The organism is Akkermansia sp. NBRC 115031, from assembly GCF_030268505.1.
GTDB classification, from domain to species: Bacteria; Verrucomicrobiota; Verrucomicrobiia; order Verrucomicrobiales; family Akkermansiaceae; genus Akkermansia; species Akkermansia massiliensis.
The window spans coordinates 284416-307257 of the sequence record NZ_BSQU01000004.1 but is presented as its reverse complement, the minus strand read 5'-3'; the positions used below and the strand labels follow the sequence as shown (position 1 = coordinate 307257).

General features: G+C 56.9%; 28 protein-coding genes and 1 tRNA gene. 8 read left to right on the top strand and 21 right to left on the bottom strand.

All coding sequences use genetic code 11. The features are described from left to right. Nucleotides 1-242: 242 nt before the first annotated feature. A complete protein-coding gene (locus QSJ36_RS07635) occupies nt 243-2378 on the bottom strand; it encodes a thioredoxin-like domain-containing protein (protein WP_285468002.1) in 2136 nt (711 codons plus the stop codon). A 325-nt stretch (nt 2379-2703) separates the two neighbouring features. Here QSJ36_RS07635 and QSJ36_RS07630 point away from each other — a divergent pair, with 325 nt between their 5' ends. Together QSJ36_RS07630 and QSJ36_RS07625 are read left to right on the top strand one after the other, a co-directional pair. After that, the gene (locus QSJ36_RS07630) at nt 2704-3096 is read left to right on the top strand and encodes a hypothetical protein (RefSeq protein ID WP_022395910.1); all 393 of its coding nucleotides are present in this window, start codon (nt 2704-2706) and stop codon (nt 3094-3096) included. Between the two features lie 102 nt (nt 3097-3198). Next, nucleotides 3199-3825 carry a hypothetical protein gene (locus tag QSJ36_RS07625; RefSeq protein WP_285467999.1) on the top strand — a complete coding sequence of 209 codons (627 nt, stop codon included), beginning with the start codon at nt 3199-3201 and terminating at the stop codon, nt 3823-3825. Nucleotides 3826-4304: 479 nt separating this feature from the next. Here the strand turns inward: QSJ36_RS07625 and QSJ36_RS07620 are convergent. The 8 genes from QSJ36_RS07620 to QSJ36_RS07585 all read right to left on the bottom strand — a co-directional run bounded on the left by QSJ36_RS07620 (nt 4305) and on the right by QSJ36_RS07585 (nt 10163). Then, nucleotides 4305-4381: transfer RNA gene (locus QSJ36_RS07620), tRNA-Arg, on the bottom strand. An 80-nt stretch (nt 4382-4461) separates the two neighbouring features. Further along, nucleotides 4462-4947, bottom strand: coding sequence for an rRNA maturation RNase YbeY (gene ybeY / locus QSJ36_RS07615; protein WP_285467997.1), 486 nt, complete (start codon nt 4945-4947; stop codon nt 4462-4464). Next, the gene (locus QSJ36_RS07610) at nt 4931-6685 is read right to left on the bottom strand and encodes an HDIG domain-containing metalloprotein (RefSeq protein ID WP_022397823.1); all 1755 of its coding nucleotides are present in this window, start codon (nt 6683-6685) and stop codon (nt 4931-4933) included. Before QSJ36_RS07610 ends, ybeY begins: the two co-directional genes overlap by 17 nt. A 6-nt stretch (nt 6686-6691) precedes the next feature. Continuing rightward, nucleotides 6692-7741, bottom strand: a complete 1050-nt coding sequence (gene plsX, locus QSJ36_RS07605; protein WP_285467995.1) for a phosphate acyltransferase PlsX — start codon at nt 7739-7741, stop codon at nt 6692-6694. Between the two features lie 149 nt (nt 7742-7890). Further along, complete coding sequence (gene rpmF, locus QSJ36_RS07600; RefSeq protein WP_012419324.1) at nt 7891-8082, bottom strand: 50S ribosomal protein L32; 192 nt, start codon at nt 8080-8082, stop codon at nt 7891-7893. 23 nt (nt 8083-8105) lie between these two features. Further along, nucleotides 8106-8597: a hypothetical protein gene (locus tag QSJ36_RS07595; RefSeq protein ID WP_022397821.1), complete on the bottom strand. Its 492-nt coding sequence runs from the start codon at nt 8595-8597 to the stop codon at nt 8106-8108. Between the two features lie 119 nt (nt 8598-8716). Beyond that, nucleotides 8717-9061 (bottom strand): histidine triad nucleotide-binding protein, encoded by a 345-nt coding sequence (locus QSJ36_RS07590; protein ID WP_022397820.1) that lies wholly within the window; start codon nt 9059-9061, stop codon nt 8717-8719. 55 nt (nt 9062-9116) lie between these two features. Next, a complete protein-coding gene (locus tag QSJ36_RS07585) occupies nt 9117-10163 on the bottom strand; it encodes an L-threonylcarbamoyladenylate synthase (RefSeq protein ID WP_102721952.1) in 1047 nt (348 codons plus the stop codon). Between the two features lie 278 nt (nt 10164-10441). On the opposite strand from QSJ36_RS07585, the gene QSJ36_RS07580 reads away from it, so the two are divergent. Next, on the top strand, nt 10442-10972 hold the full coding sequence (locus tag QSJ36_RS07580) for a shikimate kinase (protein ID WP_180973692.1): 531 nt from the start codon (nt 10442-10444) through the stop codon (nt 10970-10972). A 139-nt stretch (nt 10973-11111) separates the two neighbouring features. Here the strand turns inward: QSJ36_RS07580 and rpsP are convergent, their stop codons facing one another. The 8 genes from rpsP to QSJ36_RS07540 form a co-directional block, all read right to left on the bottom strand. Further along, on the bottom strand, nt 11112-11354 hold the full coding sequence (gene rpsP / locus QSJ36_RS07575) for a 30S ribosomal protein S16 (RefSeq protein WP_012419329.1): 243 nt from the start codon (nt 11352-11354) through the stop codon (nt 11112-11114). 167 nt (nt 11355-11521) lie between these two features. After that, nucleotides 11522-12148 carry a LysE family translocator gene (locus QSJ36_RS07570; protein WP_022397817.1) on the bottom strand — a complete coding sequence of 209 codons (627 nt, stop codon included), beginning with the start codon at nt 12146-12148 and terminating at the stop codon, nt 11522-11524. 14 nt (nt 12149-12162) lie between these two features. Beyond that, nucleotides 12163-13065, bottom strand: a complete 903-nt coding sequence (locus QSJ36_RS07565; protein WP_022397816.1) for a tyrosine recombinase XerC — start codon at nt 13063-13065, stop codon at nt 12163-12165. Between the two features lie 11 nt (nt 13066-13076). Continuing rightward, nucleotides 13077-13913: an EF-hand domain-containing protein gene (locus QSJ36_RS07560; protein ID WP_215832883.1), complete on the bottom strand. Its 837-nt coding sequence runs from the start codon at nt 13911-13913 to the stop codon at nt 13077-13079. Nucleotides 13914-14022: 109 nt separating this feature from the next. Beyond that, on the bottom strand, nt 14023-14343 hold the full coding sequence (yajC, locus tag QSJ36_RS07555; protein WP_240454344.1) for a preprotein translocase subunit YajC: 321 nt from the start codon (nt 14341-14343) through the stop codon (nt 14023-14025). A gap of 8 nt (nt 14344-14351) precedes the next feature. Then, entirely contained in the window at nt 14352-15485 is a 1134-nt protein-coding gene (gene tgt, locus QSJ36_RS07550) for a tRNA guanosine(34) transglycosylase Tgt (RefSeq protein WP_022397813.1), read from the bottom strand. Between the two features lie 5 nt (nt 15486-15490). Continuing rightward, nucleotides 15491-16087 (bottom strand): tRNA (guanosine(46)-N7)-methyltransferase TrmB, encoded by a 597-nt coding sequence (gene trmB, locus QSJ36_RS07545; RefSeq protein ID WP_022397812.1) that lies wholly within the window; start codon nt 16085-16087, stop codon nt 15491-15493. A 128-nt stretch (nt 16088-16215) separates the two neighbouring features. Beyond that, entirely contained in the window at nt 16216-16938 is a 723-nt protein-coding gene (locus QSJ36_RS07540) for an NUDIX domain-containing protein (protein ID WP_022397811.1), read from the bottom strand. A gap of 235 nt (nt 16939-17173) precedes the next feature. Here QSJ36_RS07540 and QSJ36_RS07535 point away from each other — a divergent pair, with 235 nt between their 5' ends. Continuing rightward, entirely contained in the window at nt 17174-17692 is a 519-nt protein-coding gene (locus QSJ36_RS07535; protein ID WP_022397810.1) for a septal ring lytic transglycosylase RlpA family protein, read from the top strand. A 4-nt stretch (nt 17693-17696) separates the two neighbouring features. Here QSJ36_RS07535 and rnhC read toward each other — a convergent pair whose 3' ends face one another. After that, nucleotides 17697-18584, bottom strand: coding sequence for a ribonuclease HIII (gene rnhC / locus QSJ36_RS07530; protein ID WP_215832884.1), 888 nt, complete (start codon nt 18582-18584; stop codon nt 17697-17699). Nucleotides 18585-18764: 180 nt separating this feature from the next. Between rnhC and QSJ36_RS07525 the strand changes: the two genes are divergently transcribed. The 4 genes from QSJ36_RS07525 (at nt 18765) to QSJ36_RS07510 (ending at nt 20645) form a co-directional block, all read left to right on the top strand. Then, nucleotides 18765-19106 carry an HU family DNA-binding protein gene (locus tag QSJ36_RS07525; protein WP_306419612.1) on the top strand — a complete coding sequence of 114 codons (342 nt, stop codon included), beginning with the start codon at nt 18765-18767 and terminating at the stop codon, nt 19104-19106. Between the two features lie 106 nt (nt 19107-19212). Continuing rightward, nucleotides 19213-19845 (top strand): hypothetical protein, encoded by a 633-nt coding sequence (locus QSJ36_RS07520; protein WP_022397808.1) that lies wholly within the window; start codon nt 19213-19215, stop codon nt 19843-19845. A gap of 79 nt (nt 19846-19924) precedes the next feature. Beyond that, a complete protein-coding gene (locus QSJ36_RS07515; protein ID WP_102721852.1) occupies nt 19925-20188 on the top strand; it encodes a hypothetical protein in 264 nt (87 codons plus the stop codon). 13 nt (nt 20189-20201) lie between these two features. Next, nucleotides 20202-20645, top strand: coding sequence for a hypothetical protein (locus QSJ36_RS07510; RefSeq protein WP_102721853.1), 444 nt, complete (start codon nt 20202-20204; stop codon nt 20643-20645). Nucleotides 20646-20906: 261 nt separating this feature from the next. Here QSJ36_RS07510 and QSJ36_RS07505 read toward each other — a convergent pair whose 3' ends face one another. From QSJ36_RS07505 to QSJ36_RS07495, 3 genes are read right to left on the bottom strand one after another with little or no spacing between them, the layout of a single operon-like run. Beyond that, the gene (locus QSJ36_RS07505) at nt 20907-21671 is read right to left on the bottom strand and encodes a hypothetical protein (protein WP_022397805.1); all 765 of its coding nucleotides are present in this window, start codon (nt 21669-21671) and stop codon (nt 20907-20909) included. Nucleotides 21672-21690: 19 nt separating this feature from the next. Then, nucleotides 21691-22125 (bottom strand): hypothetical protein, encoded by a 435-nt coding sequence (locus QSJ36_RS07500; protein WP_022397804.1) that lies wholly within the window; start codon nt 22123-22125, stop codon nt 21691-21693. Nucleotides 22126-22149: 24 nt separating this feature from the next. After that, complete coding sequence (locus tag QSJ36_RS07495; RefSeq protein WP_022397803.1) at nt 22150-22800, bottom strand: MotA/TolQ/ExbB proton channel family protein; 651 nt, start codon at nt 22798-22800, stop codon at nt 22150-22152. Nucleotides 22801-22842 lie beyond the last annotated feature (42 nt).

The following is a 22842-nucleotide window of genomic DNA, read 5'->3' as shown; positions in this document are numbered from 1 at the left end:
CCCCAGCTTCATTCAGGCCCTCTTCCGAGTCCCTCCTGCCGCCGGGCTTTTCATCCCGTCGCCGTGTTGGCGTGCCGAGAAGTCTACCATTTTCACCTCCCTTGTCAATTTTTTTCGAGTCGTTTTTGCGGAGATTTTTTTAGCATTCTAAATATTACTGATTATTAACGTATTACATTTTTCTCTTTTCCCGCAAAAAAGACCCCTTTCATCACGAAAGGGGCCTAAACGTTTCAGAATTCTTAAGCTTCCGCCTGTTTTTTCTTCATGGCTACATACTGGTGCATGAGGGGTAATTCCCGGAGTGCATTCACAGCGTCTTTTTTCGCCTGGGCGTAGTCTTTTTTCTCCATGGCCATTTCCATCATGACTTGATAGCAAGCCGCATTATAACCACCGTCATCCCGCGTATTGAAGTCTTTCATGATCTGGAGGGCATGCCGGGCCGCTTGATAGTTGTATCCACGCATTTCATCCGACCCATTCAGGATTTTCAGGAGGTAAGAAGCCAGGGAGTCTTCCTTCGGAAAACGCTTCAGCACCTGGTCTATGATGTCCGCCACCTTTTGGTAGTCCTTCTCCTTCCAGGCTTTCCCCGCCTGAACTTCCGCCACTGTAGAGGCAAACCATCCGTCATCGGCAAATCGCTCGGCGTTTTCCTCAATCAGTTTTCTGTATTCATCAAATTTCTTTTCCTTGCGCAGTTCAAAAGATTTTTTGATGACAGCCTGCAGGGCCTGCTGATGAGCTTTGCGCTTCGCATCCTCCTCAGCAAACCGGTTCTTGTCAAAAGAGTCCCAGAGGGCCGTTTCCGCCACCCACGCGGGCATCCTTTTAATTTCCCCCGCCCACAGCAATGTTCCGTCACGAACGACGGCGGCGGCAGGGAACGAATTAAGCTTCAGGGAATCAAAAAGTTCCATCACGGAATGGTCCGACGGAATACCGACAGGGTAGGCAGTCCATCCTTCCGGACCAGACAGATATTCCTGCATCTGTTTTTGATCCATCGGAATGACACCCAATACCACAGCCTTCACCTTGGGATTGTCCAGAAGACCATATTTTTTCAGGACTACATCAAGCGTTTTCCCCGGAGCTCCATCACTCCACATGCCATTGTTCCTCGCAGCTCCTCTCCAGAAGCTGATAAATACGGTTTTGTCAGAAGGCAAGCCCGTCAGCCCGGGATGATTGAACCAATTCAGCTTGCTGAAAAGGGGCGTGTATTCCTTGTCTTCCTGCACAGGCCCCATTTCCTGCATTTTCCGCGGGGGCTCCGGCTTAATTTCCGCAGCTACCTGGTCCACAAGGGATTGAAACGTCTCCGAATTGCCCGAAAGCTGCTGCAGCTTCGTCCACGCCTTGCTGATGGAGGTCAGGGAAAGCGCCTTTTCCATATCCCGAAGCGCTTCCTTCATGTTGCCCTGCCGCTCCCGGAGTTCACCCATCAGACGCCAGGGAAGGGAGGCTTCCTTGTTGCCTTGCCTTGAGATTTCAATGCAACGGTTCAGGCACCGCTCCACCAGAGCGGCATCCATCTTGCCGGCAGGAACTGATTTTCCCTCCATCAAGGTTCCAGCCACATTGATCTGCACGCGGTAGTTGTCCGGATATTCCTTGCACAAGCTGTCAAGTACCGACTGTGCTTCCTGGAATTCTCCTTTTTCCGCCAGTACGATGAACGGGACCATCTTCAGTTGAATCATCTGATCCTGCTGAAATTCCCTTGAATCCTGGATTTGCTTTAAAAACGCCATGGCTCCCTGTTTTCCTTCTTTCCGGACCACCTCGCCCAGCTTTTTCGAGACTTCCCGATAACGCTTCCACTCACGGGCGCCTGCATCAGAATTTTCCGACGGAAGGGAAGCGGCGGAAAAATCAGGTTTCAACATGGCCTGCATGATTTCTTCCGAGAGTTTTACGGGATGTCCGCGCCAGATGAGTTTACCGTTCTTTACGGCAAAGGCATGCGGAATGCCGTTCACATCCATAGGAGCCAGCCATTTTTCCCTGGTTCTCTTTCCATCCACATCCACCGCCATCGTGTAAGTAAGGGGAGACGGCCGGTTTTTTAAAAATTCCTTCAGAGCCTCCGGAGATTTCCGGTCCATGACATTGACTCCTATGATCTGCATGCCCGGGTTGTCTTTAAATGCCTGATGCAGTTGTTCCATATGAGGCATGGCGGCCAGGCACGGTCCGCACCAGGTGGCCCAGAATTCAAAGATGTATACCTTGTCCTTTTCCCATTCCTTGACAGGCGTTCCCTGCAGCCATACTTCCGGCAATCCCTCCAGGGAAAGGGTGGGAAGAGCATCCGCAGAAGCGGCTGTTTTATTTTCTTTTTTTTCAGGAGAGGCAGCCAGTAAAGGCATTCCCGCAGACATCACAAAAACCGCGGAACACCCCAAGGCGAATAAAGAGGAATTTAACATGATAACACGGTACTCCCGGAACGGGCTTCGTCAAGCCAATAGAAGAAGATGAACCAGAAAGTATCTTTCCCAACGGGCGCTCTTTTTCCGGAACAGCGGTAAAAATACCTTGAAGAAGGAAGAATATTAAACATGAAGTTTTTCGTCTAAAATAAGAAAACAGGCGCTTCCAGGATTCACATTTTTTTGAGTTTCATTGGATTTAGGAAAAACGATTTACCTTTTCGGATACACAAAGACAATATTATTTTCTAAAATAGAAAATATGCCAGAAATGGCTTGCCAGATTTTTCTGAATGCGAAAAATGCGCGCATGGATGAAATGAAGTCCAGCATCAGAAAGTTTCTTGCCCTTACGAAGATGACACGTGACGAGTTCGCCGATCTTTGCGGCGTTAGCAAAAGCCAGGTTGATAAATGGCTTTCTACTGTTCCTATTCCCCGTGCACGACAACGCCTCATCATCAGAATCATGAAAGAGGAGTACGCCAAACACGCACGTTTGGTGCAGACCAAGAACCCGAACAGTATTTATGTTCCCGTTACTCCTCAAAAGTATGAGAAGTTCAGAAATGAAGCGGAACGCCACGGTTTGACCGTTCCGGAATGGGCCAGTGAGGCTTTGGATGCTCTTTCCAGCATCAAGAGCAAAAGTTAAAAGCAGGGTTCAATATCCCGGAACAGTTCCAAGGAAAGAGAAAATAGCGTTTCAAACGCTGCCATCCTATTTTTTCTTTCATCACATAACCTGCCTCAATTCATGTCTGACGACGATATACGCACCATGGTCAAGGAATGGCTGCAATGCCAAAAACGCAAGTCCTACCAATTGGCGGAGGAAATAGGAATCCGGCCCCAGACGTTTTACGCACAGATGAGCGTTCGCAAAATATCGGCCAATACGAAAAAAGCACTTTCCCGAATCATTCCGGAGCTGGCTGCCGATGCGGATTTAAACGCTTCTTCCTCTGAGAAAGAAAACAATCCTGAAAAGCTTAAAATCAAGGAATGGCTCCGCACACACGGTAAAACGCGCCAATGGCTGGCGGAACAATGCCGGGTTTCCGTCCGCACCGTGCACACCTGGTTTGCCTTTCGCGGCAGCATTCCCGTCACCCAGTCCCTTTTCATCGGCAAGCTGATGAGTGAGGGCGAACCCTGGAAGATTCAAATATCAAATACCATTCCCGTGATTTTTTCAGAGACGGAAATGAGCATTATCCACAAGTTTCAGGAACGCCATCCGGAGATCGACCTTCCCATGTACGGCATGCATAAAATTCTGGAGTTGTGCGTAAATGTACTCGTTCAGGATGAATATTCAAATCCGCTCCAAACTTCCGGTTTCATCAGAACCCCAGAGATTTGCACCCGGGAGGCAGAATAAAAAATATTCAGCCTCCCGGTTCCCTTTCTGTGAATACATGCGCTATTGAATGCACTAGCCCCGTGCGCGGACCCATCTCCGGAACGCCTCAGTATTCCCGCCAGTCTGAGCCGTTTCTTTCCATCCAGTATGGCGCCCATTCGGAGGCCCTTCCCTCCCCTTCCGGTGTGATGACGGCAGAAGGATTTTTTAACTACGGCCCCCATTCCATCAGTTCCATCGCCCAACAGGATTGATTGAAGAACAGGAGGCCTCCTTTTCCGTGCACAAGATAAGAACGGGAACTGCTATTTCTTCCGACAACGGAGCAAGACAGCCACACGGGATAATGCCGCTTTATTCAGGCCGCCCATCCACATTTGCACCATTTCCGGCCCCGTTCCACCGTTCTTGCAGGCATGCTTCCACCGATGAAAGAAACTTTTCCCTCACATGAAAGAACCCCGTTTTTCTTAAAAAGAATACGGGGTTCCGAAAGATGGCACGTCCAACTGGATTCGAACCAGTGACCCACTGCTTAGAAGGCAGTTGCTCTATCCAACTGAGCTATGGACGCATGGTGCGGAAAAAGATTAACAGAGTTCATCTCGGCTTGGCAAGCCCGTATCTTTTAAAAGCGCGCTTTCAGCCGCCGGGTCAGCAGTTATCCGGGAAAGAGATTCCTGCCAGGGCAGTCCCGAATTCCCGCACCAGCGGTTCCTGACGGGAGAACATGCGTTCCCGTTCTTCCGGCTCCGTGTCTATGTAGCCGTGCAGGTGCAGGAGACCATGCACCATGTACCGGAAGAGCTCCCTGAAAACCGGCTCATTGAATTCCGACGCCTGCCGGATGGCGGTATCATAACTGACGATGATTTCTCCCATTCCGTCCCCATGCGGGAAGGTGATGACGTCCGTCACCGTGGGATCATTCAGAAAACGGGCGTGCACGTCCCGGATCACGTCATCGTCCACCACGCTTATTTCCACCTCGTCCAATCCGGAGAGGACGGGCACAGGGCCTTCAGGCAATGCCAGCACAGCGGGGAGGCAGGCATCCAGGGCACGGGCCAGGGTATCCGCAACGGACGGACTGAGACGCCCTTCTTCCAGATGATTATAAAGTTCAAGACGCGGTTTCATTTTTCTCCGTATCCGTCCCGTCCTTCTGCTCCACCTCTGCGGGCTTTTCCTGCTGGCCGGCATCGGGCAGTTCCATGATTTCCGGAACAGCTTTGCCTTCCCCTTCCTTTTTCTCCGCTTTTTCCTCTTCCTTCATGGCAGTCACCACAGGAAGAACAGGCTTTTCAATTTTTGCCTCCGGATTGTGGGAAGGATACGCAATGCGGTTGTGGTGAATGCTTTTCAGCGTCTTGATGAAGCTGTTGCGGATTTTCTTGAGATCCCCGAAGGTAAGGCCGCAATCGTCCAAATGGCCGTCCACCACCCTCTGCTTCAGGAGTTCATCCACCCTTTTCTGCATTTCCTCACAGGAGATTTTTCCCATGGAGCGCGTGGCGCTTTCCACGATGTCCGCCAGGCTGACGATGCCCGTTTCCTTGCTCTGGGGGTTGGGGCCCTTGTAGCGGAAGTTGGATTCCACCACTTCCGGCACATCATCCGGAGAGGCCAGTCCGCTTTCCACCCGGCTCAGAATTTCATCCCGGTATTGAAGGGCCTTCCGGTAAAAGAAGTAGGCCAGCGAGGTGCCGTGATGCTGCTCAATAACCTCCACCAGAGGACGCGGAAGGTTGTTCGCCCTGGCCAGCTCCACCCCGTCCTGAACGTGGTCGATGATGATGCGGGCGCTCATGCTGGGCGTGAGCTCATCATGGGGGTTGGGACCGTCCATGATGTTTTCAATGAAGTAGAGGGGGTTCTGCATTTTGCCGATGTCATGGTAATAGGCCGCTACCCGGCATTCAATGGGATTGGCGCCGATGGCTTCCGCCGCCGCTTCCGCCAGCTGGGCGACCATCAGGCAGTGGTGGAAGGTACCCGGGGCTTCCATTTGCAGCCTCTTCATCAGCGGGCGGTTCATGTCCGCCATTTCCAGCCAGGAAATGGGCGTAATGATTTTAAAGACACCTTCTATAATAGGCAGTACGCCGCTGATCAGCACGCTGGTCAGCATGCTTACGCCAAACGCCACGGCCAGGCATACCAGTACGCCTACCAGGTTGTAGTCCCACGCCTGGAGATTGATGACGCCCATGATGCAGCACAATACCATGACGAGCAGCCCCACGAAGAAGCCCGCGCGCAGCAACTGGGCACGGTTCCGCAGGTTATGGGTAAGCAGCACGGTGAGCATGCCGGAGAGGGAGCTCAAGATCCAGAATTGGACCTGCTTTTCCGGTACGTACTGCTCCGGCAGGATGAAGAATCCACCGAGCATGCAGATGGAGATGGTGGCGAACATGCCCAGCAGCGGCCCCAGCAGCACCGTTACAATCAGCGGTGCCATCATATAGGGCAGGTACAGGAGTTCGTTGCCGATGTCGGACGTAATATCAGCCGTCACATGCCGGATAAGGCCAAAGAACAGGAGCTGGACCAGAATGGCCCCCCACGTGACGACAAAGGTTTTGTTTTTCCTGCGCAGGGAACCGGCGCAGAGCCAGTACATGGGCATCAGCGCCAGCGTCACGGAGAAGAGCAGAAAGGCTTCCGACACATGGTGCCAGACGGATTTCCCCCAATGGGGGCTGTAACTGCCCATCCATTGAAGAACGATGAAGACCAGCACGCACAGGCCCACGGATACCGCCAGGCTGGAGTCCAGGCGGTCACCGGGGGAGCGGGGCACGGAGGCCGCCTCTTCCGGTTTTTTTCCTTCTTTTGCCGCTGCTGCGGCATGTTTTTTCAGAAAATGAAACATGATTGATTATTTGGGGTACACTTCGGAAACCTCCGGAATAGTGCCCAGCCTGGCCATCTCCTCTTCAATGAAGGGATTGACACCCTGCTGCACCATTTCCATGGAGACTCTCAGGGCATTGCGGATAGCGACGGGGGTGGAGCTGCCATGCGCAATGATCGTCACGCCCCGGACGCCCAGCAGGGGGCTTCCCCCCACGGAGTCTGCAGAGAGGCGCGCCTTCATGGCGCGGAATGCGCCGGAAGCGCAGGCGGCTCCCATCATGCGGAGCGGGTTTGCCTGAAGTTCCTCCTTTAGCCATTTGCCGAACGCCTTGGCGGTGGCCTCGCAGGTTTTCAGCAGGACGTTCCCGGTAAAGCCGTCCGTCAGCGCCACGTCTATTTCATGTTCAAAGAGATCATGGCCTTCCACATTGCCCACAAATTTAAAAGGGAGCGCGCCGCGCTCCTCCAGATGCTTCAACAGACAAAAAGTTCCCTTGGTAAAGTCCGTTCCCTTTTCATCCTCGGAGCCATTGCTCATGACGCCCACCTTGGGCATCGGCTTGCCGTATACGGAACGCGCCAGAATGCTGGCCATAACGGCATAGCCCACCAGATGACGGGGCTTGGCGTCCGGATTGGCTCCGGTGTCCGTCACATTGCAGACTCCGAATTCATTCGGAAGCTGGGTCACGATGCCCGCGCGCTCCACGCCGTCGAGCAGCCTGAGCTTGATGGTGGCGGCCGCTACGGCCGCGCCCGTGTTGCCCGCGCTGACCACGGCGTCTGCATCCCCGGTCTTGACCAGGTCCACGGAGACGGACATGGAAGAGTTTTTCTTTTTCCTTACCGCCAGCAGCCCGGATTCATTCATTTCCACCACTTCCGCGGCGGGAACGATTTCCACGCGCGGACCGGAAAGCCCCCAGCGGTCACAGGAGCTGCGCACCACCTCTTCCCTCCCCACAAGATAGATTTTTTCAATGAGAGGGAAATCCTGCAGGGCCCGCTTCGCCCCGTCCATGTTAATATCGGGCGCATTGTCGCCGCCCATCACATCCAGTGCAATCTTCATAGTATTTGTTGAAGAAATGTGTTAGCAGAAAAAAAAGCCTGCTTCAAGCAAGTTCAGCCGCTTTGCGGAGCAAAAGCGGCTGGAGAGGTCTACATGGTAGCGCCGCAGTACGGCGATAACTTTCAAGGCAAATGCGGCGCCTGCGGAGCTTACGCTTCCGCCTTCACCACGATTTCCTTGCCGGAGCGGGTCGTGTACGTACCGCAATTGGGGCAGGCGGTATGACCGGGGGTGCTGCTGCCGCAATTCTGGCACTTGCGGAGCTTCGGAGCACGCCATGCCTGCGCGGCAAGGCGGGTACGCTGCTTCATCTTGGACGTTCTGCGCTTAGGTGCTGCCATAATTTTAGTTGGTAAAAAGGTGATTAATGATGATCCCCCAGCTCATTGAGGGCGTCCCACACGCCGCTATTCTTGCTCGGGGCAGAACTGTTTACACCCGTTCCCCCCTCTTTGTCCACTCCAAAATATGGAGTTTTCGCCATACAGTCATTTTCCATGCCTCCGTCCGCACATTTCGGATAGGCAGGAAAATCCAGGACTATTTCCTCCCTCATGGAGTCTGAAACGTCCACAACACTCTGTGCGTCAATTTCAAAAGAGGCGGCAAAATCGCTTACCTCCACCACGTAGTCAAAGTAGCCCAGGCAGCGCACGCAACGGAATTTGAACGGAGCGGAAATATTGCCCCGTACGAATAATTCGTTTTCAAATCTCTGCACCTGCAAGTCAAAAGCAAGAGGCCCAATGGAAGTAACCTCTTCATCATCGATGCCGAAGATTTCGGAATCCAGCTCACCGCTGTATTTTTTCCCCGCTTCCGGCAAGTTTTCAAGCTCTACCAGCAATCTTTTCATGAATGCATCTTACAGGCAGACTCCACGCCTGACAAGCAGACAGGGCGGCACCATCCCCGGAAAAGGGCAGGAATGACACATCCCCTCCCTCCCACCGGCGGCGCTAATTCCGCTCCGGCCTAACCGGGAGGCCATTCCAGCTTGCGGCCTGCCAGCAGGTGCATGTGCAGATGGGGTACCGCCTCTCCGGCGTCCGGGCCGTTGTTGATGACCAGGCGGAAGCCGCTTTCATCCAGGTGGAGGGTCCGTGCAATCCGTCCGGCGGCCAGCATCATATGGCCCAGCAGGGCGGCGTCTTCCTCCCCTGCACCGGAAAGGCGGGGAATGGGTTTGCGAGGAACCAGCAGCAGGTGTTCCGGAGCCTGGGGGCTGATGTCCCGGAAGCAGACGCATTGTTCATCCTGGTACACGATGTCCGCAGGGATTTCCCCGGAACAGATTTTTTCAAATAACGTAGCGGCCATAAGTTCAAAAAGGGATTCGCGGTGACTGTAGCATATCCGGGGAGCCGTGGACAAGTCATTCCCTGGCGGCGGAGGCGCGGCGCAGGCGGTCCATGATGGCCCGGCCCAGCCCGGCTTCCGGAACGGATTCCGCCACGATGACGTCAATGGCTTCATTTTCATCCATCTGCCTCATCAGGGCAAACAGGCGCACGGCAGCCTCCGCCAGCCGTCCGCTGCCGGGGCTCATGGCCACCACTTCCGTCCAACTGCCCTCCTGGGCAAGATCAGACGTTCCCTCATAGGAGAGCAGACCGTACCGCACTCCTTCCACGGGCACGAATTCTTCCCCGGCTTCCAGCAGCGTCATGGGTTTGCGCGGAGCGTAATGGCTGCCGAGCTGGCCCGGAGCATCCGCCGGAGCTTCTTCCGAAACGGGACGGACAGCAGGCTTGCGGCGCACCACCTTCACCAGGTTCCGGAACTGCTCCCGGGTCACCGGACCTTCACGCAGCAGTTCCAGCGCGGGCTTTCCCTTCTCGTCAAGCATGGGACGCACGATGGTGCTTTCCAGCCCCTCAGAGCAGGCTCCGGCGTCCAGAATCATTTCTATGCGTCCATCCAGCTCCTTCTGCACGGCGGAGGCGGAAGTAGGGCTGATATGGCCGAAGCGGTTGGCGCTGGGCGCGGCCACGGGACGGCCCAGCGCTTTCGCCACCCCGCGCATGGCGGGATGCGCGCTTACGCGCACGGCCACCGTAGGCAGGCCGCTGGTCACGATGTCCGGGATGATGTCCGCCTTCGGCAATACCATCGTCAGCGGCCCCGGCCAGAATTTGGAGGCCAGCGTATGCACCAGTTCCTTCAGTTCCTCCGGAATGGCGGTGTATTTGTCCACCTCCTTTCCATGATGAACATGGATAATCAGGGGATCGAAGGAGGGCCTTCCCTTGGCTTCAAAAACTCTGGCTACCGCTTCCGGATTCAAGGCATCCGCTCCCAGGCCATACACGGTCTCCGTGGGGATTCCCACCAGCGCTCCCGCAGCCAGCGCTTCCGCCGCACGAACATACAGCTTGCGGTTGTCTGACAGGGGGTCTACCTCGAACATTTCGGTTTGCATGGCCTTATCCTTGCCTGAAGGAAGCTCCTGCGTCAAGTAAGACCTCCTTCCCCGGAGGGGAGAAGCCGTCAAATTCGCGGGAGTGCGGCATCTCAGCCGGACATGAAGGTTCCTGGCCTTCCCCTATTTGCCAAACCGGGCCTCCTTGACCCTTCCCATTGCGGCATTCCGCCCGGAGCGGAAGCAGGAGACGGAAAAGGCCATACGGCTAAAAAGTTGTTTTCTCACGTCGCCGGATTGAGTACAATCAGGCCATGAAGGGGGCCGCGCCAACATCCTTGCCAAACATCATCCTGATCGGGCTGATGGGGTGCGGCAAAACGACCATCGGGAAGGAATTGCACCGGGAGACGAGCCTTCGTTTCACGGATACGGACCAGATGATCGAGCACCAGACGGGAATGAGCATTCCGCAGATTTTCAAGGCTCATGGAGAATCACATTTCCGTGACCTGGAAACCGGAATTCTGCGCCAATTGCATGGGGTGGCCAGGCAAAGCCGCATTATTTCAACAGGCGGCGGCATCACTATCAGGCCGGAAAACCGGGACCTGCTGAAAAAGCTGGGCTTCGTCGTCTGGCTTCATACGGATGTGAACACCCTGTACCAGCGCATTTCCAGATGCACCAACCGCCCCCTGCTCCAGCAGCCCAATCCCAAAGCCGTGCTGGGGCGCCTCATGAAAGAGCGGCATGATTTTTACCGGGAAACGGCGCACCTGACCATTGACACGGCCAATCTTCACATTCATGAGATCGCGTTCGGCATTCTGGAATCCGCCAGGGTGTTCCAGTCCCGCCGGCAGTGACGCCGGGCCGTTTTTCTATGTACGGGAGATTCCCGACGCAGGGATGCCACCTGACAATTCTCCCGCATCAGCGCAAGAAACAACAAAAGGCGGTCCCCGTCAGAGGAACGCCTTCAGGAAAGATGATGAAGAACCGGGCTTAGGCCTTGCGGGCCTTGCGGATCATGGAATTGACCGTTTCAGAGGGCTGCGCGCCGTTGGCAAGCCACTTGTCAACCTTTTCCAGGTTGATGGTGTAGTTGACGCCTTCCTTCATGGGATCATAGGAGCCCACTTGTTCGATGTAACGGCCGTCGCGACGAGCACGGCTGTCGACAACTACGATTTTATAGTAAGGACGGTCCTTGGAACCCTGACGGTTGAGTCTGATTGCTACTGCCATATCAATTATAAGTAAAAGGTGTTAATGGGGAACTTGCGCGCCTTGTCACTCACATGCGTGCGCGTTCAGCTCCCCACAGCGGGTGCAGATGTATGCGATATAATGGAGTCATTGTCAATACCAGAGTTATTTTTCCGAGAAAAAAGCCGTTCCCTCCCATCTCCGCATCAGGAAAAACTTTCCACCGCCATGCGCCCGAAGGAGTACAGCATGCTGAGGCCGAACCCCGCCAGCACAAGAGACAGCACTCCATCCACCCCTCCGGCATGCCGGTCATAAAAGGACCGGATAGGCTGCCAGCGGAAAACCAGAGCCCACAGAATCCACCCCGCCGTCCCAGTCACCACGATCAATGCGCCAAGGAACAGGGCATAGGAAGGGTCATGATTCTTTTCCAGCAGCGGGGCGGAGAGGGCCACGAAGAAGAACGTGGCCTTGGGGTTCATCAGGTTGGTCACCAGGGCATCCCGGTAAATGCCGGAAGCCGGGGGAATATCCCCGCTCCCGGCAAGGCTGCCCTTCCTCCCCCGCGGCCATATCTTCCACGCCAGGTACAGCATCCAGCAGGAGGCGGCACAGAAAAGCACCAGCCCCAGGGAGCTGTGAAAAACGGAAGCCCCCACCGTGCAAGCCAGCGCCGCGTGGGCGACCACCCCTGTTCCAATGCCCAGAGCCGCCATCACCCCGGCGCCAAAGCCGTAAGCCAGGGTGCTCCGGGTGACAAAAGCCTGGTCAGGGCCCGGAGACGCCTGGGAGAGCAGCAGGATTCCTGCGAATATGAGTTCTTCCGTCATGGGATAAAACGGCCTTATGCCCTGGGATGCGCCTGCCTGTAAACTTCCGCCATTCTGGCCCGCGTCACATGCGTATAAATCTGAGTGGTGGACAGGGAGGCATGGCCCAGCAGTTCCTGGACGGAACGAAGATCCGCCCCGGCATCCAGAATGTGCGTGGCAAACGTGTGCCTGATCTTGTGGGGGGAAATGGTGAAAGGAATGGAAGACAGCTTCACGTACTTGTCCAGCATCATCTGAACGGCGCGCGCGCTGAGCCGGGTTCCTATACGGGAGACAAACAGGGGGGAATTCTTAGGCAGGCAGGCCATGGAGGCATAGGCCTCCAGAGCCGCCAGCGCAGGAGCGCCCACAGGCAGAATGCGCTCCTTGCGCCCCTTTCCCATCACGCGCACCCCCCGGAAACGGTGGTCCACGCTGCTGACGTCCAGCCCCACCAGTTCACTCAGGCGCATCCCGCAGGAATAAAAAAGTTCCAGAATAGCCGCGTCACGGTAGGGAAGCCACGCGGGGGCATTCGCAGGAACAGGCGTCTTGTACGGCAGCTCCAGCAATTCCAGCATCTGGTTAAGCGTCAGGAAAACGGGCAGGTTTTTCTTTTTCCTGGGGAGGGAGACGCCCGTCATCGGGCTCGCTTCCAGGCTGCGCCGCCGCATCATGAAACGGTAAAAACTGCGCAGGGCGGCAAACCTCAGGCGGATGGAGGCCGTGGCGGCCTCATCCTTCAGTTCCTGGAACAGCCAGTCCCTCATCTGGTCCGGAGTACAGTTTTCCCACCCTGTGAACACCCCGGCCGCCCAGGCCCGGAACTGGCGCAGCGCGCGGGCATATACCTCCACCGTATGGGGGGAGGCCTGCTTTTCCACCTCCAGATATTGCAGGAAGGCCTGTTCCGGTTCCAGAGGGTTCTCCATCATGAAGAATAAAATTATTCCGTGCCCTTCTCCTTTTCCTCCCCGCTGTTCACGGGAGCCTCCTTCAGCAGCACTTCACTGATATTCGCCCGGATGAACAGGTCAATGTCGTCCGGTTCCTCCATGGCATACAGGGGACTGTCCTTATGGCTGTCCGCCAGAGCCTGCTCCTTCTCCACCGGGCTGAGCACGCCATCCTGGTCCAGGTCGTAAAGGTCCATCATCTCCTTCATTCTGGCCCGGTACAGAGCCGCCGCATCCTTCATGACAGCGGCATGCTCCTCCGGATCAATGCGGCCGTTTCCGTTGGCGTCATACTTCTGCATCAGCATGTTCCGGGTCAGCAGGAACAGGCCGGGAGCCACCATGAAGCGCTTCCGGGCCGCCGTCCGGATTTCCACCATGGGCATTTCCCGCCCTTCGCCGGGAGGGGGGGGAGGAGGGGGCAGCTCGCCCCGCTTGTCCGGGGCGGCGTCCGGCCTGCGGGAACCGCGGCGTTTCTCCACATGCTCCCGGAAGGCCTTGTACTCTTCCGGAGAAAGCTTTCCGTCCCCATCCTTGTCAAACTGCATCAGGAACTTCTTCCGGGCTTCCCTTTGCGCAGCGCGCGCATCCTCCACCAGCCGGGCCTTGTCCTGTTCGGACAAAATGCCCGTTCCTGTGCTGTCATACCGGTCCAGAACCATCTGGCGGATCAGCAGGGTTACCTGAAGACATTCCAGTCCGGGCCTGGGAACAGGCTCCTCTTCCCTGCGGTCTACGGAAGCCGCGGTCTGACCTGCCGCAGGCGGCAGAAAACCGAACGCCAGCACCGCGGAACAGGACAGGATGAACGTGTGAGGCAATCTCATGATCATTCTTATTAACCCCGCCGGGAAAAGACGGTTTCAAAAATAAACATCCGCCCTTGCCGTCAGGCGACACGGGCGGATGCTGAAAACGTACGGAAGGCGGAAAACCTTACTTCTCCACTTGAACGATGGCGTTCTTTTCCAGTTCAACCACCACGCCTTCCGCAATCTTGAGGGAGACGGTGCGGTCATTCACCTTTTCCACAAATCCGTGCAGCCCGGCGTTCGTGACCACCTTGTCCCCGCGCTGCAGGGCCGCGATGCGTGCCTGCTGTTCCTTCTGGGCCTTTCTCTGGGGGCGGATCAGCATCACCCAGAACAGGACGATGATGATCACAAACATGAACATGGGGCTGCTGAGAATCTGCTGGAACATATTGGAGGGTTCCTGTCCGGCGGCGGCCGCCGCATCCTGAGCCTGTGCTAACATGAAGATATTCATAAAATGTCGTTTGCTTTGTACCGCGCGATGAATGAATCCTTGAAGGAGCCGAACGTGCCGGCGGCTATGGCCTCACGCGCCTGAGCCATTAGCCGGAGATAGAATTCCAGATTCTGGAAAGAAAGCAATCTTAAAGCGAGTATTTCACCGGCTTTGAACAGGTGGCGCACGTAAGCGCGGGAGAATTGTGTGACATGCGGATGCCCTTCCGGGTCGATCGGGCGGGAATCCGCCGCCCAGCGCTGGTTCTTGATATGCATGGGGCCGTCCGGAGTCAGGGCCACGCCGTGGCGCGCCAGGCGGGTAGGCATCACGCAGTCAAACATGTCCACGCCGCGGGCGATCATCTCCAATAGCTGGGGAGGCGTGCCCAGCCCCATGGCGTACCGCGGCTTGTCCTCCGGCAGCCAGGGTGCGGAATGGTCGATGGCCCGGAGCATCTCTTCCTCCGGCTCTCCCACGGAAACGCCCCCGATGGCATAACCGTCAAACTCCATGGCGGCCAGTTCCTCCGCGCACCTCTTTCTCAAATCCGCATACACGGACCCCTGCACAATGCCGAAATGGTGCTGACGCCCTTCCCCGGAACGGGGCCGGTGCTCCTGCACCCAGTCCTTGCAGCGGCGCGCCCACCGGAGCGTATAGCCCAGGGAGGCTTCCGCATACTTCCTGTCGCAGGGATAAGGGGGGCACTCGTCAAACAGCATGGCAATGTCACTGCCCAAGTCCGCCTGGATCTCCATGGAACGCTCCGGACTCAGCATCATGTACGCGCCGTCCAGATGGTTCTGGAAGCGCACCCCTTCCTCCGTAATCTTGCGGAGCTTGGCAAGGGACCAGACCTGGAAACCGCCGGAATCCGTCAGAATGGGGCGGTTCCAGGAGGAAAACCGGTGCAGGCCGCCCATTTCCCGGATCAGGGCGGAACCGGGACGCAGGGACAAATGGTAGGTATTCCCCAGAATAATCCGGGCCCCCAGCGTCTCCAAATCCTGCGGATGCATGGTTTTCACGGAACCCTGCGTTCCCACCGGCATGAAGATGGGGGTGGGAACCCGGCCGTGCGGCAAATCAAGCGTGCCCAGGCGCGCAGCCGTGGAGGAATCTTTCTGGTGAAGTGTAAAAGGCATCGGAATCAGGCTTTCTGCAATTTAATGAAGCGGGCGCGGTAAATCGGTTTTCCCATGGACTCCCATTGAAGCTGGAAATCCGTCCGGGGATAAAAAAACTCATCATCCTCCCAACCGGACCTGCTGAACAGGCCGCTGCGCGCCACATGGTCCAGCACCCACAGGAAATACTCCTCATGATCCGTTTTAAACAGGAATTCCCCGCCGTCCGCCAGGGAACGGTGCAGCACGGGCAGAAAATCATCCTGCACCAGGCGGTTCTTGTGGTGCCTCTCCTTGGGCCACGGGTCCGGGCACAAATAGTGCAGCCGGGAAACGCAGCCGGGCCGCACCATCCATTCCAGGAAATAACGGCTCTCCACCCGGAGCACCTTCACGTTTTCCAGGCCGCGGACGGCTGCCCGGGAGCAAACGCCCCGCACGCGGCCCAACAGCCGCTCAATGCCCAGAAAACGGCGTTCCGGATAATGGGCCGCCATCTGGAGCAGGAACCCTCCGTCTCCACAGCCCAGATCCACTTCAAACGGGCCGTCCGTTCCAAAAATATCGGAAGGCGCCAGCACCTTGAAAAAATCGTCTGGAATGAAGGCCGGATCTGTCATGGGAATCAACGTGCGGATAAGATGCGTTACAAAACGGACTCTGTCAAATGAGAAGAGCCCCTCCCCGCAAACATGGCGGGAAGAGGCCCGGCAAGGCGGAACGGCCGCACCCGGACAGCCGGAGGGCATCAGCTCCGGTAATAAAGGCGGTTGTAAATCTTGCGGTCAAAACGGTAATAGCGCGCGGCGCGGTGGGCCACGCCCTCCTCCTTCTCATCCAGCGGCACAATGTAGGGACGGGAGGCGATCTTCTTGTGGAAATTGCGCACGTCCATGGGCTTGCCGTGAATCTCCTCATTCAGCCGCCGGAGCTGAAGCGCCGTAAACTTGGCGGGCAGCATGTCGTAAATCAGCGCGGGCTCCTTCTTCACGGAAGAACGTATCCTCTCCAGAGCCAGATCAATAATGTCCCGGTGATCAAACGCCAGCTCCGGCAGGCCGTCCACGGGCACCCAGCGGGTTTTGTGGCTCTCCATCAGCTTGCGCAGCTTGGTGGAAATCCTCAGCATGGCCATGTAAGCCACCGTCACCAGGCGGCCTATCTTCTGGCCGGAGACGGCTTCCACCCACTCCCTGTCCGCCGGATTCTTGATGCGCGACGGCGCGCCGAAGGTATGGAACTGCTCCAAATGGGGGGAAGACATGCCGGTCATGTCAAACAGGATACGGCGTGCGGCGGCGTCAAGTTCTTCCTCCTCATAAATCAAATCACCGGGCAGCTTGGAAATAGCGCCGGTATGGCCGGGTGCGACATGTGTCTTTTCAACCAGAAGGACCTTCAGCCCTTCCTCATCGAACCCGATCAACACACAATCCACTGAGAGATGCGGATAAAATGCCTGTCTGCTCATTATGTTATCTATTATTTGTAGTAAGTTCCCAGAATCGCACCAACGCTACGCAAGCGGCCCAGTCAAGTCAACCAAAATCAAAACAAGATCGGCAAAGGCCATTCCGTCCCTCTCCCTGTCCCTGCGGCCCGGCTGCCGCAGACACGCCAGCATTCCCGGCGGCGGCGTCCTCTCCGGAGCGGGAAAACGCATCGGCGTCTTGCATTACCCCATCTTCCCGGCCATATAATAAGGCATGCAGACGGGCATCATCAGGGGAGCGGCCATGCTGGCCGGGCTGTTATGGCTGGCCTCCTGCTCCTCCTCACCCAAAAGCCGGGACTATACGGGCTACATGACCCGCCCCTACACCATCCGGGGCCACCGCTACCACCCCATGAGCGTGGAACAGGCGCTGTCCTATGAACAAACGGGCATCGCCTCCCATTATAATGAATGCGCGCTGTGGGGGCTCGTCAGCGGAGAAACGGCCATCGGGGAAAACGTGCGCCCCTGGCACCTGCACGCGGCGCATCCCACCCTGCCCCTCCCGTGCGAGGTGCTCGTCCAGTCCCTCCGCACGGGAAAAACCGTGAAAGTGCGCGTCAACGACCGGGGCCCCTTCATCAAAAACCGCATCATTGACCTGAGTGAAAAAGCTGCAGAACGGCTGGACATGAAACACCACGGACTGGACAGGGTCAGAATCACCGTCCTCTCCGTGGGAGACGGGAAATGGAAAAGGGAAGCGCCGCCCTACGCCACGCCGGCCTGACCCTTCACTTCAGCACGTTCTGCGTGGTCTTGAAATGCATCTTGGCCACCTTCGGAAGCATCTGCTCCCCATGCTGGGCCACCAACTGGCGAGCGGCCTTTACTACCTGGCCGGAAGCCCCCAGCGGCAGCTTCATGCCGGCGGCCTCTCCCGCCGCATCCATCCAGTTCACAAAACGTTCGCGCGCCAGAATGGACGCCGCGGCCACCGCCACGTCACTTTCCGCCCGGACGCGCTGTTCCAGCCTGATGGACAGCTTTTTGGCCGCCAGGGCCCTTTTCAGTACAAACGGATTGGCAAACTGGTCGCTCAGAGCCATGGGGCAGTCCGGCACCTTGGCCGCCAGGCCCTCAATCACCGTGGCATGCCCCCAGGCCAGAAAACGGTTCAAATTCTTGAACTCCGGATAAAGCTGGTTGTACCTCTCCGGGCCGATGCTCACCAGATGGAACCGGATGCCGGGCACCCTGCGTATCCCTTCCGCCAGGGAACGGATTCTGGCGGAAGAACCCACCAGCTTGCTGTCACAGACGCCCAGCTTGCGCAGCGCGGCGCCTATGCGCCCGTCCGCATAAACACCGGCCACCACCAGAGGGCCGAAATAATCCCCCTTGCCGCTCTCGTCAATGCCGAAATGGGCTCCCTTACCCCCCTCATCCTCTTCCGCTTCCTCCGGCAGTGACAGGAGGCCGGTCACCTGCGGCTCCAGCGTAAACTCTATAAAATCGTCCGTTCCCTTCCCCTGCAGAAGAAGCTTGTTCTTCTTCTCATAAACCGTCACCAGCAGGGAAGGCCCGGCAAAGGAAAAGCGCGCGTAGGGAACCTCCCTTCTTTCAAACCCCTTTCCCTCAAGAATGGACTCAAGCCTTCCGGCCTGAGCGTCAGTCAGCATGGTTGTAAACGTGGTGCGCATATGCTCCCTCCCGGCGCCGGAACGCCCGGCGGGGAATAATGGAAGCATTCAAACCGTTCCGGTCAAGCAAAATCCCCGCATCACGCGGTTGAGGACGCAAAAATCAAGCATGCCACGGATTGTGTGATTTTTTAGGAGACAAATCACGCACGCTGAACTATAAAACTCATACATTCATATCATTCTGCACTCCATATGGCTAAAACATTAACAAAACGAGACCTCGTTAACAAGATCAGCGCCGAAACCAACTTCACCCAGATTGAAGTGTTCGACATCGTACAGCGTGCCGTGGACATTATCTCCAGCACACTTGCGGAAGGTGACCGTGTGGTGATTCGCAACTTTGGTACCTTCCAGGTGAAGGAAGTGAAGCCCAAGGTAGGCCGCAATCCCAAGAATCCTGACCAGGACGTGCCGATTCCGGCCCGCTCCGTCGTCAAATTCAAGGTCGGCAAGGAACTGAAGGACCAGGTCGCCAAGCTGACCGCCTCCAAGTAATCCCCGCAGGGACCAGACAAATTACACCGGGCGTCTCCATTCAGCGATGGAGGCGCCTTTTTGTTTGCAATTTGCGCGGCAATCGGGAATATAGGGAACCGTGAGCATGTTCCGGATACAGCACATTCTCCTGATCGCCGCCGCAGGGCTCTGCTCCTGCGCCACCGAACGTACGGTGACCACCAGCCTTCAGCCCAAACAGCGCCCGGACTCGGCAAAAACGGACGCGGAGCTGATGGATGCCCTGGAGGCGAAATTCGCCGGCGGCTTCGGCCAGCAGACGGACAAGGAAGGCAACACCAAGATGGTCTCCCAGAAACGGAGCTCCTTTGAAGGACTCCGGTACAACGGCGACATGTCCCAATTTGAGAAAAAGGCCTTTGAAACCACCGCCTTTGAAAAAAAGAAATTTGACGGAGCCGCCACACAGTTTGAAACCAGGAAATGGGACGGCGTCAAATCCTTCACGGATGGAAAACTGGAAACACCGGACTTCATTGCCCGGGCCAAGGGCGTGAATACCCAGTCCTGGCAAGATGCCTCCAAACAATACGCCACGCAGCAATCCGACCTTCAGGGCCGCTCCTGGAAGGAGGCGGACAAACACCTCGGACGCACCGTCAACCGGGACATTGAAGCCAAGCGGCAGAGCTTTGAACAACCCACCATGATGAGCGCTCGCCAGGCCCAGGCCCGCACCATCCAGGAAACACGGGAAATGATGGGGCGGACGGACTAGCGCGCCAACGTTCCGGACGTGATCCCATGCCACATTTCAGGTTCGACATTGTTTTCAGCCGCCCTCTATAATCCCGCCCGTGAGTGCCAAAGACGTTCCACCTTCCATCACCCTGCCTACCAGCGACTACTATACCATTGTCAAAATGAGCAATCATGCCGTCGTGGGAGTATTCCGCCAGCATGTCTTTGCACGCCGCGGCACGCGCCGTTACGCACCCCCCATTCCGGAAGAGCACGACTCCTACTGCGTTAAAAGAACTCCGGAACGTGTCATGGTGCAAATCTTTCATGACGGCAACGAAGTTTACCGTTGCATTTTTGTGCCGCCTGCCGATTATTGACGGCAGGACAACCATGAAAGCGCCTTTTTTCAGTCTGGCCTTCTGCCTCATTACAAGTCTGATTGCAGCCTGTTCCTCCCCCTCGGGACCCAATGCGTGGACGCCGGTCACTTCCGGCCCGCCGCGTGCGCCCATCCCTCAGAACGAAGTTCTGGTCATTGATGAATACCCCATGGGGGAATATACCAACGTAGGGCACTTTAACGGTCCTGAAGGGCGCATTGTCCATGTCTCCATGGAAGACAAGGAACTGATCGACTACTTCACCAGGGAGGCTGCCGCCATGGGCGGCAACACCGTCGTCATCAGGGAACCGCGCATCCGCTACCGTTCCGGTGAAGGCAAGAGCAGCCGGGTGGACGTCATCCATGTGCGGGAGGAAATGGGAACGCACGGCGCGGAAGACCTGGGCATGGACTCGCTCCCCATTGATGAAGAATCCCTGCGGATTTATTAATCCGGCCCCACTGCCCTGCGCGATCTCCCGCCCAGGGCTTTTTTCAGCCTTTTCTATTGGCCGCGCCGCAATGCGGGCACTCCGCATGGGAATTCCCGTCCTCCACATAAAACCGGAACCCGCATATCCGGCACCGTACCTTGCGCCTCCGGTCCAGGAAAGACCGTACCCACCCCGTTGCCAGGCAAATGAACACTACGGCGCAAAAACCGCCGGACGCCAGCAAAAACAGGCGCAGCAAAAAATCGTGAAGGGTCATGCTCACGGCTCTTCCTCCTTCCATTCAATGGACATGGTGCCGCTCCGCGGCTCCCGGGACGGAACCCAGCGCAGGGAGCGGGCAAACCTCATGGCGGACTCGTCCGCTCCATTGCTGCCGGAAGACTCCAGCAGCAGCACCTGGGAGGGAACGCCCCATACGTCCACTACCACAAAAAACTCGCTTCTCAGCCCCGTATGGTCCTCGCTCCTGGAAAAACCGGACAGGGAGCCGGCTGTAACAATCCGGCCGTCCAGCCCCGGAGAACAAAAAGACAGGTAGGGAATGCACGTGCCGGAAACATCCAGGGAAGGATTCATCATGGCGCGTATATGGAAATCCGGATGCTGCCACATGCGCCACACCTGGTCCGCCACGGTGGGGACGGACACGGGGGGAAGAGGAGCCAGAGGCGTATCGGCGGAGCGCAGGGAAGGCAGAGTCACGCCCGTTTCCCCGATCGGGCCGGCTGTCACCGGATCAGCCCAGACGGGGCCCCTTACGGGCAGCGGAGTATTGCGCAGCACATACTGGTGCAGGCGCGGATTATCCGCAGGAAGCAGAACCACGGCGCCCGGCTGGTCCCCCCGGCGGCGGACTCCCGGCACCTCCACATGGACAAACACGGCGGCCACGGATGCGCAAACGCCGAACAAAAGCATCCACAGCAAAATGCGCCAGCGCAAAATGCCGGTCTCCCGCCAGTCAAACGTCAACCCCACGTGGAGGTCGAAAATCTTGGCCCGGCTCTTTTTGTTCAGCTTCATGCGGCAGAATGGAAAAAAATCAATCCGCAGGCTCCGCGGCAATATAGCACGTCATTCCCTTGGCAAGCACCATATCCACCAACTGCTGTTCCAGAGCCCGAGAAACGGCGGAATCCAGCCGCAAGGCAATCCCCACGCGTCCCCCTCCATCCCCCTCGTTCTCCCGGGAAATCCGGTCCAATTCTGCGGAAACGCCGGGAAGGCCGCCTTCAATCAGGCGGTTCCCAATGTAAAAAGCGGGCTGGTCGCCGGCCGTGACGGAAATAAACTCCACATCCCCCACAATATTCATCAGGAAACGGGAGGACGGGGCCTTCACCTCATACCCGTACGCCATTCCCACGCGGGAAGTCATGATCGTCAGCACGCAAACAAGCACGACCAAATCCAGCAGGACGACCACCTGCATGAAAAACGCCCCGGTGGGCAACGTTGAGCGCGTCTTGATCTGCATGCCTTTTTTCCTTCCCTGTTACGCTTACACTCCCCGTCCGGCCATGCTCTCTCCCTCCTCGCGCCTCTGGCGGGCGTCGCACACCAGGCACACGGCCTCCGTGCCGGCCCGTTCCAGGGAATGCACGATCTGGCGGGAGCGGGAAGCCAGGTAGGAATAAAACAAATAAGCGGGAATCGCAATGCTCAGCCCCAGGGCGGAGCTCAGCAGGGCCTGGTAAACGGCGTCCGACATGGCGAGGGTGGGGGCCTTCCCTTCCAGGAGGCCCGGCTGGGAATAAAAACCCACCAGCCCCTGAATCGTCCCCAGGACGCCTATCAGCGGACTCACCGTAGCCACCACCAGGAGGCCGCGGATATTCTTCTCAATCTGGAACACCTCCATCTGCACGGAATCCTCCGCCACGGTCCGGAGCTCTTCACGCCGCAATCCGGCATGCGCCAGCACGGAGGCAACCACACGGGCCGCCGGGCCAGGCAGAATGGAAGCCTCATGCCGGGCTTCATCCGTCTTTCCGGCATTCACCAGCTTGGAAATGCCCCTTAAAAAATCCCCGGTATTAATCTGAATCCTGTGGAAATATAAAATCCGCTCCGCAACAACCGCCAGCGCGTACACGGCCAGAATGCTTAAAACCCAGAACAACGGCCCTATCTTGATGATCAATTCATTCATAACCCACTTTCTCGCGTCAGATGATGCACACTTTCCATGTAA

Bases quoted from the DNA above. Each gene is read 5' to 3' on its own strand.
- QSJ36_RS07635 (WP_285468002.1), bottom strand. From the start codon at position 2,378: ATGCCTTTACTGGCTGCCTCTCCTGAAAAAAAAGAAAATAAAACAGCC.
- QSJ36_RS07630 (WP_022395910.1), top strand. From the start codon at position 2,704: ATGCCAGAAATGGCTTGCCAGATTTTTCTGAATGCGAAAAATGCGCGC.
- QSJ36_RS07625 (WP_285467999.1), top strand. From the start codon at position 3,199: ATGTCTGACGACGATATACGCACCATGGTCAAGGAATGGCTGCAATGC.
- ybeY (WP_285467997.1), bottom strand. From the start codon at position 4,947: ATGAAACCGCGTCTTGAACTTTATAATCATCTGGAAGAAGGGCGTCTC.
- QSJ36_RS07610 (WP_022397823.1), bottom strand. From the start codon at position 6,685: ATGTTTCATTTTCTGAAAAAACATGCCGCAGCAGCGGCAAAAGAAGGA.
- plsX (WP_285467995.1), bottom strand. From the start codon at position 7,741: ATGAAGATTGCACTGGATGTGATGGGCGGCGACAATGCGCCCGATATT.
- rpmF (WP_012419324.1), bottom strand. From the start codon at position 8,082: ATGGCAGCACCTAAGCGCAGAACGTCCAAGATGAAGCAGCGTACCCGC.
- QSJ36_RS07595 (WP_022397821.1), bottom strand. From the start codon at position 8,597: ATGAAAAGATTGCTGGTAGAGCTTGAAAACTTGCCGGAAGCGGGGAAA.
- QSJ36_RS07590 (WP_022397820.1), bottom strand. From the start codon at position 9,061: ATGGCCGCTACGTTATTTGAAAAAATCTGTTCCGGGGAAATCCCTGCG.
- QSJ36_RS07585 (WP_102721952.1), bottom strand. From the start codon at position 10,163: ATGCAAACCGAAATGTTCGAGGTAGACCCCCTGTCAGACAACCGCAAG.
- rpsP (WP_012419329.1), bottom strand. From the start codon at position 11,354: ATGGCAGTAGCAATCAGACTCAACCGTCAGGGTTCCAAGGACCGTCCT.
- QSJ36_RS07570 (WP_022397817.1), bottom strand. From the start codon at position 12,148: ATGACGGAAGAACTCATATTCGCAGGAATCCTGCTGCTCTCCCAGGCG.
- QSJ36_RS07565 (WP_022397816.1), bottom strand. From the start codon at position 13,065: ATGATGGAGAACCCTCTGGAACCGGAACAGGCCTTCCTGCAATATCTG.
- QSJ36_RS07560 (WP_215832883.1), bottom strand. From the start codon at position 13,913: ATGAGATTGCCTCACACGTTCATCCTGTCCTGTTCCGCGGTGCTGGCG.
- yajC (WP_240454344.1), bottom strand. From the start codon at position 14,343: ATGTTAGCACAGGCTCAGGATGCGGCGGCCGCCGCCGGACAGGAACCC.
- tgt (WP_022397813.1), bottom strand. From the start codon at position 15,485: ATGCCTTTTACACTTCACCAGAAAGATTCCTCCACGGCTGCGCGCCTG.
- trmB (WP_022397812.1), bottom strand. From the start codon at position 16,087: ATGACAGATCCGGCCTTCATTCCAGACGATTTTTTCAAGGTGCTGGCG.
- QSJ36_RS07540 (WP_022397811.1), bottom strand. From the start codon at position 16,938: ATGAGCAGACAGGCATTTTATCCGCATCTCTCAGTGGATTGTGTGTTG.
- QSJ36_RS07535 (WP_022397810.1), top strand. From the start codon at position 17,174: ATGCAGACGGGCATCATCAGGGGAGCGGCCATGCTGGCCGGGCTGTTA.
- rnhC (WP_215832884.1), bottom strand. From the start codon at position 18,584: ATGCTGACTGACGCTCAGGCCGGAAGGCTTGAGTCCATTCTTGAGGGA.
- QSJ36_RS07520 (WP_022397808.1), top strand. From the start codon at position 19,213: ATGTTCCGGATACAGCACATTCTCCTGATCGCCGCCGCAGGGCTCTGC.
- QSJ36_RS07510 (WP_102721853.1), top strand. From the start codon at position 20,202: ATGAAAGCGCCTTTTTTCAGTCTGGCCTTCTGCCTCATTACAAGTCTG.
- QSJ36_RS07505 (WP_022397805.1), bottom strand. From the start codon at position 21,671: ATGAAGCTGAACAAAAAGAGCCGGGCCAAGATTTTCGACCTCCACGTG.
- QSJ36_RS07500 (WP_022397804.1), bottom strand. From the start codon at position 22,125: ATGCAGATCAAGACGCGCTCAACGTTGCCCACCGGGGCGTTTTTCATG.
- QSJ36_RS07495 (WP_022397803.1), bottom strand. From the start codon at position 22,800: ATGAATGAATTGATCATCAAGATAGGGCCGTTGTTCTGGGTTTTAAGC.